Annotated in this window: 11 protein-coding genes and 3 pseudogenes; 4 read left to right on the top strand and 10 right to left on the bottom strand. The window is 48.9% G+C overall.

Going from position 1 to position 13,399, the window contains the following annotated elements:
* Positions 1–21: 21 nt before the first annotated feature.
* Positions 22–777, bottom strand: a complete 756-nt coding sequence (locus JCM10914_RS04360; RefSeq protein WP_023957851.1) for a DUF2087 domain-containing protein — start codon at positions 775–777, stop codon at positions 22–24.
* Between the two features lie 630 nt (positions 778–1,407).
* Between JCM10914_RS04360 and JCM10914_RS04355 the strand changes: the two genes are divergently transcribed.
* Complete coding sequence (locus JCM10914_RS04355) at positions 1,408–2,706, top strand: MFS transporter (protein WP_023957849.1); 1,299 nt, start codon at positions 1,408–1,410, stop codon at positions 2,704–2,706.
* Here JCM10914_RS04355 and JCM10914_RS04350 read toward each other — a convergent pair.
* The 4 genes and pseudogenes from JCM10914_RS04350 to JCM10914_RS04335 all read right to left on the bottom strand — a co-directional run bounded on the left by JCM10914_RS04350 (position 2,696) and on the right by JCM10914_RS04335 (position 6,489).
* Positions 2,696–3,373, bottom strand: a complete 678-nt coding sequence (locus tag JCM10914_RS04350; RefSeq protein WP_023957847.1) for a DUF4166 domain-containing protein — start codon at positions 3,371–3,373, stop codon at positions 2,696–2,698. The genes JCM10914_RS04355 and JCM10914_RS04350 overlap by 11 nt on opposite strands.
* Before the next feature lie 21 nt (positions 3,374–3,394).
* Entirely contained in the window at positions 3,395–4,309 is a 915-nt protein-coding gene (locus JCM10914_RS04345) for a DoxX-like family protein (RefSeq protein ID WP_023957845.1), read from the bottom strand.
* A 199-nt stretch (positions 4,310–4,508) separates the two neighbouring features.
* A pseudogene (locus JCM10914_RS04340) lies at positions 4,509–5,146 on the bottom strand (response regulator).
* A complete protein-coding gene (locus JCM10914_RS04335) occupies positions 5,143–6,489 on the bottom strand; it encodes a sensor histidine kinase (protein ID WP_023957839.1) in 1,347 nt (448 codons plus the stop codon). The pseudogene JCM10914_RS04340 and the gene JCM10914_RS04335 overlap by 4 nt, the downstream one beginning before the upstream one ends.
* A 207-nt stretch (positions 6,490–6,696) precedes the next feature.
* On the opposite strand from JCM10914_RS04335, the pseudogene JCM10914_RS04330 reads away from it, so the two are divergent.
* The 3 genes and pseudogenes from JCM10914_RS04330 to JCM10914_RS04320 all read left to right on the top strand — a co-directional run bounded on the left by JCM10914_RS04330 (position 6,697) and on the right by JCM10914_RS04320 (position 9,837).
* Positions 6,697–7,409 (top strand): annotated as a pseudogene (locus tag JCM10914_RS04330) (polyphosphate polymerase domain-containing protein).
* A 3-nt stretch (positions 7,410–7,412) separates the two neighbouring features.
* Complete coding sequence (locus JCM10914_RS04325; RefSeq protein ID WP_023957833.1) at positions 7,413–8,120, top strand: DUF4956 domain-containing protein; 708 nt, start codon at positions 7,413–7,415, stop codon at positions 8,118–8,120.
* A gap of 19 nt (positions 8,121–8,139) precedes the next feature.
* Positions 8,140–9,837 carry a CotH kinase family protein gene (locus JCM10914_RS04320; protein WP_023957832.1) on the top strand — a complete coding sequence of 566 codons (1,698 nt, stop codon included), beginning with the start codon at positions 8,140–8,142 and terminating at the stop codon, positions 9,835–9,837.
* A 72-nt stretch (positions 9,838–9,909) separates the two neighbouring features.
* Here the strand turns inward: JCM10914_RS04320 and JCM10914_RS04315 are convergent, their stop codons facing one another.
* The 5 genes and pseudogenes from JCM10914_RS04315 to JCM10914_RS04295 form a co-directional block, all read right to left on the bottom strand.
* A complete protein-coding gene (locus JCM10914_RS04315; protein ID WP_023957830.1) occupies positions 9,910–10,227 on the bottom strand; it encodes a hypothetical protein in 318 nt (105 codons plus the stop codon).
* A 133-nt stretch (positions 10,228–10,360) separates the two neighbouring features.
* Positions 10,361–10,974 (bottom strand): annotated as a pseudogene (wrbA, locus tag JCM10914_RS04310) (NAD(P)H:quinone oxidoreductase).
* Between the two features lie 93 nt (positions 10,975–11,067).
* A complete protein-coding gene (locus JCM10914_RS04305) occupies positions 11,068–11,646 on the bottom strand; it encodes a DUF4269 domain-containing protein (protein ID WP_023957823.1) in 579 nt (192 codons plus the stop codon).
* A 39-nt stretch (positions 11,647–11,685) separates the two neighbouring features.
* Positions 11,686–12,510, bottom strand: a complete 825-nt coding sequence (locus JCM10914_RS04300) for a GNAT family N-acetyltransferase (protein ID WP_023957822.1) — start codon at positions 12,508–12,510, stop codon at positions 11,686–11,688.
* 78 nt (positions 12,511–12,588) lie between these two features.
* Entirely contained in the window at positions 12,589–13,311 is a 723-nt protein-coding gene (locus JCM10914_RS04295) for a DsbA family oxidoreductase (protein ID WP_023957820.1), read from the bottom strand.
* Positions 13,312–13,399 lie beyond the last annotated feature (88 nt).

The following is a 13,399-nucleotide window of genomic DNA, read 5'->3' as shown; positions in this document are numbered from 1 at the left end:
ATCTTTCTTCTCCTCCTTCAACTACACGGTCAGCCAATACTCACTGCCATCGTCCATGCGATCCATAAACCCATATTCGATCATATAGCGGCGAATGGTCACATGGTCCGGGTTATCAAGGCCAATGATTTCATTCACTTCTTTCTCCGAATAACGCATGTTGGGTTCGAATCTGGTTGCGATCTCCCGCAGAACCACATACCGCTGCTTCTCCTTTAGCTTAAATGTCCTGAGCGGTCCCGTTGTACCCTCTGGAAATACTTTGGCGAGGATCTGCTGCCGCTCCTCCTCCGTGACGTTATACCGCTCATCGACCATCCGGGCATGCTTCGGAATCTCCACAATAGCAGGGGCATGATCGTCCCGCTGCTTCAAGAGCTCCATCATCGTCAGCATCACCTTCGCCTGGCGTTCTTTCTCCTTCAGGGCAAACCGATGATTCCGGATCGTAGATGCACTTCCTATGCCAAGCTCCTGCTGCACCTCTTTATCGCTCTTCCCCTCATAAAAAAGCTGCAACAGACGATTCTGATGATCCGTAAGTCCTGTCAGCTTCTTGTCGAGCCCTGCCAAATATGCAAACACCGAGCCATGCTCGCGCTGTATGTGCACCGTCATATATCGCTGCGCATCGTACAGCTTATCCTGATCCGGATAAATGATCCCTTGTTCCAGCGTCTTACCGCATAACAGACATACCCAATATTGCCCTTCTTCAACGTAGCCTAGCTTTAATTCATCTATCGTGGCGTTCCAGAAACGATCATTCACATCCATTCGACAACACCCTCGTTATAATTTATAGACACAATGATAATATGTCTATGAATAATTGTCAAATTGAGACGACGCAAAGAACTCATGGAATGACGTGTTCGCCATTCCATGAGCAAGAGAGTAGATATCAAACCAATAGCCTTGTTTCATCGTGTATTACTTATAGGCATTCATATTAAGTATCCGTACTTGGCCGTTCTTATGGAGTTCCACTGATACATCAGTCGATATCAGGCTTTCCGGCTCGCTCATCGGTACTTCCCCGATAATACAGATAGCGTGCCTGCTCTGTAACAGACGGATAGATCACAGAGAAGAGAGTGATACAACCAAAGATCATCCATCTCCGAACGAATATCCCAGATCATGCTCGGCCATGAAGATCAGGCTGATCAGTATCACGATCAGTGATATAACAAATTTCCTATTCAATTCTCTTACACTCCTGTCCAGTGGTATCACAAGGCAAATCGTATGCATTCGTTGTTAGCTTCCGCCTTATTTTACCATGGACCCGCTATATTTCCCACGATTTCCCGCGCCTGATGAATGCCGAATATTTCCTTCCTCCCTTTAACATTACCTGTTAGAATAGAGGGGTTGCTGCTGTAAAATTTAGGGGGAATCATCATGGGGTTCGCACATCAATTAGCCAAGGATTATCGCGACTGGCCACGCAATATTAAACTGTTCTTTCTAGCTAACGTGCTGTATCAGATCGGTACAGGCATGTTCATGATACTCTACAATCTGTACATACAAAGTCTTGGTTATGATGCCTCCATGAATGGAACAGTGGTCAGTATTCAATCACTGGCTACCGCGCTGATGTTTATTCCGATTGGCTTTATCGGGGACCGCGGCAACCGCAAGCGGATCCTCATACTTGGAGCCTTGTTAAGCGGTGCCGGCCTGATTGTCCGCGCTTTTCTCGAAAGTGAATTCAGCCTACTTGGCCTTGCCGTCTATACCGGTTTATTCGCTTCGTTCTTTCAGGTGTTGGCTATTCCGTTTCTCGCCGAGAATACGGCGAAGTCACAGCGCATGCGCATCTTCAGCATTCACGCTTCGTTGGTACTCGCCTCACAAGTGCTCGGCAGCATGGGCGGCGGATTTCTCGCTGATGCCTTGCAGGCCATCGGCATGAGTAAAGTCGGCAGTCTGAAGACTGTGTTGTTTATCGGTGGGCTGGCTACGTTCACTGCATTTATACCACTGCTGTTTACGACGAATCAGCGCCAGGCAATGGATCAGCCATCTGTCAAACCAGTTACGAACACGCCGCCCGTTGCCCATTCCGGGCAAGCTGCTCCCGCCTCGGGAATCGGAGATTTCAAGATCATCGGACAATTCGCACTCACCAATCTGCTGATCGGTCTCGGATCAGGTCTCGTGGTACCTTATCTCAATTTATACTTCACTAATCGGTTCTCAGTCTCTTTATCGGCTGTCGGCATCCTCATATCGCTCGGACAAGTTATGACGATTGTATCCATGCTGATCGGACCGACACTCGTGAATCGCGTTGGTGCCGTAAGGGCTGTAGTCTTGTTCCAAGTAATGTCGTTACCGTTCTTGTTACTAACCGGATTCACGAATATGCTGATGATCGCCTCGGTAGGTTTCCTGTTCCGTCAAGCGCTGATGAACGCAGCGAATCCGATTCAAGCTTCCATTCTAATCGACCGGGTAGCGGAACGAAGAAGAGGGATTGCCAACTCCTTCACCCAGGCAGCCTTTATGCTGGGATGGGCGACGATGGGTCCGGTTCAATCCAAGCTGGTCACAACCTATGGCAACTATTGGGGATATGCCATCACCTTTTGCATCACAGGAACCCTGTACGTTGTAGCGTCCTTCCTGTATTACCGCATGTTCCGTGAATCCAAGAATAAGGACAACGAGGCGGTTACCGCCGCTACGCTCTAGCTTCTTCCCGGAGCGGCTTTACATGCTCTGGCACCCGACCATCCGCTACGACCACCGTGTGGGCCTGAAATCTTCCTTTGTAACGGAAGACAGGCCCCAACAGCGGGTTGCGTACCTCCACCGAAATCCGGTATTCTCGGTTCTTGTCATCATACCATTCACATACATCCGCCTTACCGGTCAATACAGCAGGGAGTCTCAGCCGAAGCCATCCTTCGTAGAACCGCTGATCACCAGACTCGATTCGGATACCTCCATTCTCCGCTATCGATACGTCAAGATCTACAGCGAGATGCTGCTTCGTTCCCAGATAATCCACAACGCATGCCCGCTCCAGGCTATAAATCATCGTGGCATCAAACCACCGCTGTCTTTGGCTGAATTGAAAGCTGCGGCACCATGTGACCGTCTCCCGCCCATACTTATCCGAGTATGCGTAATTTTCAATCCGAAAGGGAATACCCTTTCCTTTATTAGGGAACATAATATGCCGTGTGACGCCGATATGAAGTGGTATTGCGGCCCAGGACGAATACCAGATCTCGTCCATCACCCCTTCCCCGATCGAAGCAATGCCGTCACGGCTGCCAAATCCGAACCGCTCCTGGATCTTGGGATGCAGCCGATGGAAATCACCGCCTAATGCCTGTTCATAAATGGAGGTCATGCTCGTACCCTCCTTGTTCCTTCACTTCGATTGATGACGGTGTTCTTGCACATCGATAAATGCTGGGTACATCGGAAGCCGAGCAGGCGGCATGATACAGAAAGCGATCATGGAGCCGCTAAGTGTAACCGGATTGAACGGTGCTTGAAGCAAGCCAGGGTCCGTGATCAGGGCACCAAGCATAAGACTAAACAACAATACTCCCAAGATGCTGTACCACAATCTGCTCTTGTGAAGCCAAATTGTCATGAACCCGATTCCAATTTCGGCCATGCCGAGCAGTCCGATCGCGATTCCCTCCTGACCGCCAAACCAGCCGGTTTGCCGGAGCAGATCCAGTTCGCCTGCCTCCGGGAAGAGCAATTTCGGTACTACCCCTTCATAACACCATAGAAGGAACAGCATACCCACGCTCACCGCATGGATAATCGCTTTGCTGATCGACGCCGCAGGTGGGATACCTTTTTCCAGCCACAGACGCAGAACATCGAAACTCCAAGCCGTCGCGGCACCGAACATCGGCCGAAACAGCAGCTTGTCAAACCAAGCTCCCAGCAGGCCGAATCTCGTTTGGTAGTCGTATTTCGTAATAAACGTGATGCAACCGCTGCCATTATCGTGGTAACGCCAATATCCACCGCCTTTGCGGATAAGCGATATTTGCTGATCGGAGCCAAATTTCAAGACCGACATCCTGGCATAGTGCTCCTGCTGCTTGACCTCTCTCGTTACACCGATTCCTGTTATCTCCAAACCCAACCCGATTCGGGTCTTATAGAGGAAACGTTGAAATTCGGCCCGATCGCGTGGCAAATAATGAATTTCAGAGAACCGCAGATCCCATTGCTGATGCAGTTCTGGCGTTTGCGTATAGCTCCACAGCCGATCCATTTCCGTCATTATGACGGTCTCAACATAAATCGGTTTTTGCTTCATATGTACAATCAACTCCTGTATACTTCTCGATATCGCATGTACAGGATCATTGTACTTCGCGTATGATAATCCGGTCAGTTCTCTCTTTCATAGAACAAAGAGAGAAAGAGGTACTACGAATCGTAGTACCTCTTTCATGAATCTACCTAATATACAACTGTACACAAAGCTCGCAAAGAAGCTGCACTACGAACTCACCTTAATCCCGTTTTTCCTTTACGATGCCTTTGCGCCGAATTTTCTCTACGGCTTCCTTCCCGCTCTTTACCCCGAGTTTTTTGAGCATCTTGTTAATCTGGTTCTTTAGGGTACTCTCGGTTTTGTACAGCTTGGTTTCGATTTGAGTATGCGTGTATCCGTCATTCAGCAGCTCGAACACTTCGCGCTCGGCCGGCGTTAAATTCCGCAGCGCCTCCTCCCGTTTCATACGCGCATAATCCTTTAATAGAACGTCCATCGAGCTTGGACCCTGCATGGCGCTGCGAATTGCAGCCGGCAGGTCTTTGAACTTCGTCTTCTCGATATAATTTACGGCCCCAGCGTGAAAGATTGGGTAATCACCCTCTCATCATCTAACGAAGTAAGCATAATAATCTTAGACTCGGGTGTAAGTTCATGAATTTCTGCTGCAGTGTAAATACCGTCCAGATGACCTGTCGACAATTGTATATCCATCAGGATGATGTCAAACGACAAAACTCCAGCCATCGCGACAGCCTGTTCTGACGATTCGGCTGTACCGACGACGATCATATCCTCCTGACTGTTCAAGAATATCGTCATCGCTTTAATCCAGTCCGGATCATCCTCCACGAGGAAAATACGTATTCGGCTCAAGCTTCTTCCCTCCCGGCGATTCGAATCATAGCGCTGCGGGGAAAATACAACGTTACCTCGGTCCCAACCCCTTCCACGCTCTCTATGTCAACGGAACCTCCGCTCTTCTTCATGACCTTGTATACATAAGACAAACCAAGCCCATAGTTATGCTGATGGTGTGCTTTCGTGCTGTAAAAGGGTTCGAATACGTGGGACTGCGCCACGCGCGGAATGCCAATCCCTTGGTCCTTGACGGTAACAGCCACCCCTTTTCGGTCGGCTCTTAACCGTATAATCAAATGACCGCCCTCCGGCATCGCTTCGACTGCATTGCGAATCAGATTCCCCATTGTTTCCTTCATGTGCACCCGGTCGATCAACAGCCATGGCTTCTGGCTAATCTGTAGTTCGAACGTGACTCTGTGCTTCGTTAGAAAATCCTGCTCAAGCCGTAGCACCTCAGCGAGCCAAGCATCCATTCGCACAGCTTCTTCAACTAATCGAAATTCGATCATCTGTCGTTGAATCCGACTCATCATAGCCAGCAAATGCTCAGAGGCATGCGTGATCACGTTCAGCTGATCCTTAATCGAATCGTGCTCCTGCGGCAGCATTTGCTTCACATTTTCCGTGCTGATTGCAATCTTTCCCAGCTCATTCTTGATCGAATGATTCAACATGGATGTCCCGGATGTCACAGCCTCCATCGTTCGCTCAAGCGGATCGCGCTCAATCTTCAGCTTCACCCCAAGCACGCCATATACGAATGTACAAATGAGCGCTACAACAAACGAATAGAGAATAAACAACGATACATATTGAAAGGAATCATAATTGGGCCAGATCAGATACCCGACATTGATCAACAGCATCACGCCGAGCAGCGTTGGTACCATAATGACCGTTGTGATCAGCAAGCTCCTGCGTTTCTGAGGGTTCATTTCTTGAGATAATGCACGGAGCAGCAGAATGCAGGAGCATACATAATAAGGAGCCGTCCAGAAGAAGAGCAATCCGTAATGAATCTGATAATCGGTACTCAACAAGACTTGGACCAGCATGATCATAACAGGTACTATCAAACCCAGCTTGAGAGATCTCAAGCGCTTGATACCTTCGGGAATGCGAGTGTACACCATGCAAAATATTAACACCCCATATGGTGTCAGCGTATGGTTCAGGAATTGAATCCAGGGTTCATAAACCGGGTCAATAAACCCCACCGGCTGCAGCAGATCCGTTAAGCCTCCCGTACCTGCACTCAGAAGAAAAAAAGCAGCCCAGCGGTTAACCGTACTCCGCGGCTGGTGAATCAACAACACTGCTGCGGCGCTCCATAGTGCAGCCACATAATACAACATCAGGCATCGTCCTGTTCTTCACTCAAATATAGTCTCATCCTACCACATTCACGCTGAAGCGTGGATCCCGCCCGGGAGATATTTTACATTGCGATAACATTCAGTTTACATTCAGCCGCCCTTAAGATAGCTATCAGGATCGATTGGTAGGATAAATCTCGTAGCAAGGCATCGAACTTGTAATGAATGATGAAGCGAGGTGAAATGATGAAGACAACATTGAAATACCGCAATGAGCTGAAGTTTTTTGTCAACGCCCATCAACATCAAGTGCTGCGTCAACGATTGAAGAATCTTGTCAACCATGACCAGCATGCTGGACCAAGCGGTGAATACCACATCCGCAGCCTGTATTTTGACGACATCAACAACAAAGCACTACACGAGAAGCTAGCGGGCGTTCGCGATCGGGTGAAGTATCGCATTCGAATCTATAACGTACAGGATTCAACCATTCATTTTGAGAAAAAGATCAAGTTCCGCGATTACATTGCCAAGCAGAAGGTGTACTTACGCGTGAGATGGTCAACCAGATTCTGGACGGACAATATGATTGTCTGTACCAGCCGGAGCAACCTTTAATGCTTGAATTATATCACGAACTGAAGCATAAATTGCTGCGCCCGAAGGTGATCATCGATTATGTGCGCGAACCTTACGTATGCCATAACGGCAACGTTCGCATTACGTTTGATAAGGAACTGCGGACAGGCCTTCACTCGGTTGACTTGTTCAACCAGAGCCTGATGCCGATTCGGGCGATCGATGAGAATTTCAGCATTCTGGAAGTGAAGTACGATGAATACATGCCAGACTATATCAAAATCGCACTGCAGCTCGACGGGCTTAACCGTCAGTCGGCCTCCAAATACGTGATCTGCCGGAAATTTCTGAAATACAATACATGGGAGGATCAATAATACATGAACGCCACCACAACGAATAATGAATCAATAACGAATTTCTCGAATATCATCAAGAAGTCCGTGATGGAGAATTTCGTCTCCGACATCAGCATCTCCAACATCTTGATTACGCTTGCCGTGGCCTTTGTAATCGGACTATTTATCTATTTACTCTACAAAAGAGTGTTTAGCGGCGTACTATATTCCAAGAGTTTCAACGTCTCCTTGATTGGCATGACGATGATTACCGCTGTCGTAATCATTGCTATAAATTCCAACCTGGTGCTCTCGCTCGGGATGGTCGGGGCGCTGTCTATCGTCAGATTCCGCACGCCCATCAAAGATCCAACCGATCTTATTTTCCTGTTCTGGTCGGCTGTTGCCGGAATCGTCACCGGTGCCGGGTTCTATACGCTCGCGGTCATCGGCTCGATCATTGTCGGTCTGATTCTATTTCTATTCATTAAGAAAGCAACGGTGGATACTCCCTATCTGTTAGTCGTGCATTGTGACAACGATCAGAGTGAGCAGGCTGTCAAGGGACACATGGAGCAAACGGTCAAACGATACAATCTGAAACAGAAGACGGTCACACAGGATAGCATAGAACTAACGCTAGAGCTGCGCCTTCGCGATGCGGAGGGGCAGTTCGTGAACAAGCTTACCCAGATTCCCGGCGTCCATAATGCCGTGCTGATCAGTTACAGTGGCGACTATGTATCTTAAACTCAGGAGGTGGTCGAAGATGCGCAAGCTGCGAACAACCCGATTCCTCCTGCCCTCTCTGTTAACCATCATCCTGTTGATCACTGGGTGCCAGCAGACAGGATCGGGATATTCTGCAGAGATGAATGGAATCGGGGAGGGTAGCGCAGATCCAGAAGCGATGACCACGCAAGCAGATTCCATTGATTCCATCATATTTCCGAAGGACCAAGTCGTTGACGTGAAAATCACGATTGATGAGGAGGACTTTCAAGATATGCTGGAGAACGCCAGTGCTGAAGAATATAAGGAAGCATCCGTCAATTACAACGGCGTGCAGTTTGATCATGTGGGGATAAGGACCAAAGGCAATCTGAGCTTGCGAAGTGTGGTCAACTCGGATTCCGACCGATACAGCTTCAAAATATCGTTTGACGAATATATCAACCAGACGTTTCAAGGCATCAGCAAGATCAATCTGAACAACAATTATAGTGACGCTTCTTACATGCGCGAATTTCTGACGTATGAATTGGCGCAGTCGGTGGGTTTGCCTACGCCCAAGTTCTCCTATGTGAATGTATACGTGAACGAGGAGCTGTGGGGGTTCTATCTGGCCATCGAACAGATCGGCACTTCCTACCTGGAACGACATTTCGATCAGGCCTATGGCGCGTTGTACAAAGCTGAAATGACCGGCGTCGGCGGCGACTTGGCCTGGCTTGGAAGTGATGCGGATGCCTATACGGGCTTAGTCAAAAAATCCAAGAAATCCAAAGATGATGCACTGATCGAGATGCTAGATGAGCTCAACAACGGCTCCCAATATGAACAGGTGCTCGATGTGGACAATGTACTCAAATATGTCGCGCTTAACGTGGTCGCATCCAATATGGACAGTTATCTCGGGATGAATAAACAGAACTATTATTTATATGAGACGGACGGTGTGTTCTCCGTGCTGCCTTGGGATTATAATATGGCCTTCGGCGGGTTCGGCGGCTCCGAGATTCTCATTGACGAACCGACGCAGGGGGCGCTCGCAGAACGCCCGCTCATTGCCAAGCTGCTGGAGGTAGATGCGTATAAAGAGCGCTATCACGAGATTATCTCGAATATGTTGCAAGGCTATATGAAGCAGGAGTCCTTTGACGATCGCGTGGAACAGTTGAAGACCCTCATTTCCGAACATGTACAAGCCGATCCAAGACCGTTCTTCTCCTATGAAGAGTATGAGGAGTCCTTGCCGATCCTGACAGCGTTCGCCGAGTCTTCTTCGAACCATATTCAACAGCAACTGGATGGAACCATTGCGTCAGCAGGAGATGGCAGCGGCAGCGGGATGGGTCCCGGCGGAGGCATGGGTGGTATGGGCCAAATGGGTGGAATGGGCAGCATGCGTCCAGGAGGCGGAGGCGTTCCGCCGGATCAAGGCAATGGGGCAAATCCGACAGACACTCCGATGCCCGCAGACGGAGCTCTGCAAGCCCCTCCTGGAATGCAAGGGCAGAATGGGCAGGCAGAGCTGCGGAATTTTCAACAAGGTCCGTTCGGAAATGGCGCCGGCGGCATGCCGGGTGGAAGAGGAAACGGGATGATGGGGCGTCCGGGGGATTGGGGATTTGCGCCAGCCTCGGAACAAGGCAATTTGCAAGAAGCGATATACGCGGGCGTCTCCGTCGTTCTGTTGTTGCTTGCATGTGCATTCGTCACAATGTTCAGACGCAAACGTCTATAATTGATGCTGGACCAGGCAAATCAAAGGAGCTTCGGACATGCTGCCCGAAGCTCCTTTGATTTCTATCTAAACTTAAGTGGATAACCAATTGACCAACAGCGGCATCAAGATGAGTACGATTCCAGATATAATCAGCACTTGGGATACGGGTTTCGCAAGTTTCTTCTGCGTCCTTGAAGAACGATAGAAGCCGGTAAACTGTAATCGATTCCGATAAAAAACGAAGAATAGCAAAATATTGGCCACCAAAAGCAATAGGTTATACTCCTCCCGCCAAGTGATCCAAAACTTCAATATCCCCCGTTCGATACTTCCCAATACCGTAATCGCGATCATCATGATGAGTATCATGCGCAGGATTTCCAAAACAGCCGTTATAAGCTTCGTCATGCCCTCACCCCAGCTTATTTGTACGAATTCCAAAGTTAACCAATACCAATTATAGCAAGATTCCCAGGATAATGAAAATTCAAACAGGCGATAGGGTAAACTACGCTCCCTATCGCCTCATATGTTAGATCATCTAACCTTGTTGCCCTTCCTTAACCCAACCAGCCACTGTCACCGTACGTTTCGCCTGATGAATGACCGCATCTTTCACATCTTCCTTCAGGTTGCCTTCTTGATCCACGGTTACGCTCGTACCGTAAGGATTGCCACCAGCAGCGAAGGTAACAGGATCTGTATAGCCCGGTGCTGCAACAATTGCACCCCAGTGATACATCGTCGTATAGATGGATAGAATCGTGGCCTCTTGTCCGCCGTGCGGGTTGCTTGCGCTGGACATCGCGCTCACAACTTTATTCGCCAGCTTGCCTTGAGCCCATAACCCCCCGTTGATATCAAGGAATTGCTTGAACTGGGAAGGCACATTGCCAAACCGAGTCGGTGCGCTAAAGATGATCGCATCAGCCATTCCAGATCATCCGGCGTGGCAACAGGAACATCGCCTGTCTTCTCCACATGTGCTTTCCATGCTGGATTACTGGCAATCGCGGACTCTGGCGCAAGTTCTTGCACCTTAAGTATCTTGACTTCAGCACCGGCAGCACTTGCTCCCTCTGCTGCCCACTGGGCAAGCTGATAATTGGTTCCTGTTGAACTGTAATAAATAACAGCGAGTTTCATATTGGACACGATCATTCCACCTTTCAACGATTTTGATAGGTTATCTTCACTCAACGCACGCATAGTTTCCTACGGTTACAATTTAACCAGAATCAGGGTGCGCTATTCAGGAAGATAACCATACCTTTGAAAGGAAGACTGGATCTGCTCATCCGTCCAATCATCGACACCGAGCACAGCCTCGTATGGATCACCGGTTAATCCTAGTATTTTGCTAAAGGCCGGTTCGGTCTTCGATCCCTCTCGTTTGAGTTTCAGAATGGCTTGTCTAACGCTCTCTCCTAACAAACGAAGCACGCGATGCTCAATGACCATATGTCGGTAACCGTTCTGCTGAGTCGTCGGAATCGGTTGGCCAAAAACCTCAAACGCCCAACCACCGAATTGAAAATGAAATACCATTCGTTCTACACCTGCAACCGTTCTGTGATTTATGGCTAATCCCGGAATTCGCTTCTCGTAATACTGCAACATACACTGTTTGAACTCGGAAAAATCCACTACGTAGCAAATGATATCCAAATCGCTCTCCGGCAGATCGATGCCGATGGGAATCGTACCGACAAGGATCGGATCATACGACTTCAAATGACGCAATAAATCCAATTCGTCCAACACGACCGCAGCACGCTGCTGCTTATCCGTTCCGACCCTCAAATACTCAATATCGGAAAAGTTCACTGAATCATACAGCGTTCATACACCTGCCTCTCAGATTCCTCATGAGCCAGCGGCAGTCCATGTGGTTCTCACATAACCGATTTTCATCCCTGCAGCTTCCATGTTGCGGTGACTCTGAGACAAGAAGGCGCACTGGCCCATGACAAGGGACGCGTCCTCTTCTGCCGCATCTTGTATTCTTCTATGTATAAATGCCTGATGCAATCGCTGTCGTCGATACTCCGGTAAAGTTGCGGCAAAGGTCAATGACCCGGCATCCTCCTTGACATGCATGACCGCGACCGCAGCTGGGCGCTTGTTGACGTATGCTATATAGAAACGCCAGTCCGGCCTGTTATACAAAACCTCGTTGTTCCTGGCGACCGAAGGGATGCCTTGATCCGGTAAGCCGGTTGCACGGCAATGAATCGTGGCATAGGATTCGAACTCATCCGCCGCAAGTCTGCGAATCTCCACATCGTCAGTATCAGCAGTCCCCTTCCATACCTGACGCCGATCATCGGAATGAATATACATCGAATTATGAAAACCGGACTGATAGAATCCACGCGCCGCCAATTCTTGAAGCAGCTCTGCGTTGACAAGGGAAGGAATGATTTCGAATTGAAATTTGCGGCCTCTGTCTTGGTAGAACGACAGAATCCGATCCAGATCCTGCAACTGATTTGCCTGGATTCCTTTTACCGTGTTGAAGGATGCCCATGGCATCGTCTTACTGTAGATGCACAGTGCTGATCCGAACCACTCCAGTTCGACTCCTTCCGGGTTACCCTCTCGCTGCTGGATCGCCTGCATGCGGTCATACATATACATCCGTTCCGATCGCTCGATCCGTTCAATCAGCTCAGAAGAAGGGAGATTCATATAAAGTCCTCCTACGTAAATTGAATTTAAAAAAGCTCGAAGAATCATGATTCTTCGAGCTTATCATATCATAAAGTCTTATTTTTTGGCGTTGCCCGGAACATCGCAAGATCCGTCTGCACACATACCGTCACCGCTGCCGCCATCGTTAACCATGACGAGCGGATTCTCTTCACGGTAAGCCTTCTCCAGCGCGTCCAGGAATACCTCCACCGGCTGAGCACCGGATACCGCATATTTGCCGCCGAATACGAAGAATGGCACACCTCGAATGCCCAAACTTTGTGCCATGGATTCATCCGCACGCACCTCTGTGCTGAATTCATCACTGTCCAGTACAGCAACAGCACGATCGTGGTCCAGTCCCACTTCTGCTGCCAGCTTAGCCAGCAGTCCTTTGTCTTCGAGATTCTCGGTCTCCGTGAAATAAGCGAACAACAGACGCTCGGTCATCTCATGCATCTTCCCATGCTGTGCTGCAAAATGAACCAATCGATGGGCATCGAAGGAATTCGCCGGAACGATTCGATCCAGGTGATACGTTAGGCCAACACTTGCTGCCTGCTGCGTTACGTTTGCATTCATAGCCTGAGCTTGTTCGATACTCATGTTATATTTGACGGACAGCAATTGATCCATCGAAACACCTGGTTGATACGCCGCGCTTGGATCCAGCTCGAAACTGCGATACACGACCTCCACCCCACTCTGATGTGGGAACTTCTCCAAAGCTTGCTCAAAACGGCGTTTGCCAATATAACAAAACGGACACATAAAGTCCGACCAGATTTCAACTTTCATCGTACCTATCGCCTCCTACATTATATAGTAATGCTTACTTATTGTAACCCGCTTTCCAGATTACTTCAACCTGCTTGATCGGACTATC

The sequence above is a fragment of the Paenibacillus sp. JCM 10914 genome, assembly GCF_001315105.1.
Classification (GTDB): domain Bacteria; phylum Bacillota; class Bacilli; order Paenibacillales; family Paenibacillaceae; genus Paenibacillus_AQ.
This window is presented reverse-complemented; position numbering and strand designations above follow the sequence as displayed.

What these genes read in the sequence shown, in the direction of transcription:
- JCM10914_RS04355 (WP_023957849.1), top strand. Translation starts at nt 1,408, where the DNA reads ATGGGGTTCGCACATCAATTAGCCAAGGATTATCGCGACTGGCCACGC.
- JCM10914_RS04345 (WP_023957845.1), bottom strand. Translation starts at nt 4,309, where the DNA reads ATGAAGCAAAAACCGATTTATGTTGAGACCGTCATAATGACGGAAATG.
- JCM10914_RS04335 (WP_023957839.1), bottom strand. Translation starts at nt 6,489, where the DNA reads ATGTTGTATTATGTGGCTGCACTATGGAGCGCCGCAGCAGTGTTGTTG.
- JCM10914_RS04300 (WP_023957822.1), bottom strand. Translation starts at nt 12,510, where the DNA reads ATGAATCTCCCTTCTTCTGAGCTGATTGAACGGATCGAGCGATCGGAA.
- JCM10914_RS04315 (WP_023957830.1), bottom strand. Translation starts at nt 10,227, where the DNA reads ATGACGAAGCTTATAACGGCTGTTTTGGAAATCCTGCGCATGATACTC.
- JCM10914_RS04320 (WP_023957832.1), top strand. Translation starts at nt 8,140, where the DNA reads ATGCGCAAGCTGCGAACAACCCGATTCCTCCTGCCCTCTCTGTTAACC.
- JCM10914_RS04360 (WP_023957851.1), bottom strand. Translation starts at nt 777, where the DNA reads ATGGATGTGAATGATCGTTTCTGGAACGCCACGATAGATGAATTAAAG.
- JCM10914_RS04325 (WP_023957833.1), top strand. Translation starts at nt 7,413, where the DNA reads ATGAACGCCACCACAACGAATAATGAATCAATAACGAATTTCTCGAAT.
- JCM10914_RS04295 (WP_023957820.1), bottom strand. Translation starts at nt 13,311, where the DNA reads ATGAAAGTTGAAATCTGGTCGGACTTTATGTGTCCGTTTTGTTATATT.
- JCM10914_RS04350 (WP_023957847.1), bottom strand. Translation starts at nt 3,373, where the DNA reads ATGACCTCCATTTATGAACAGGCATTAGGCGGTGATTTCCATCGGCTG.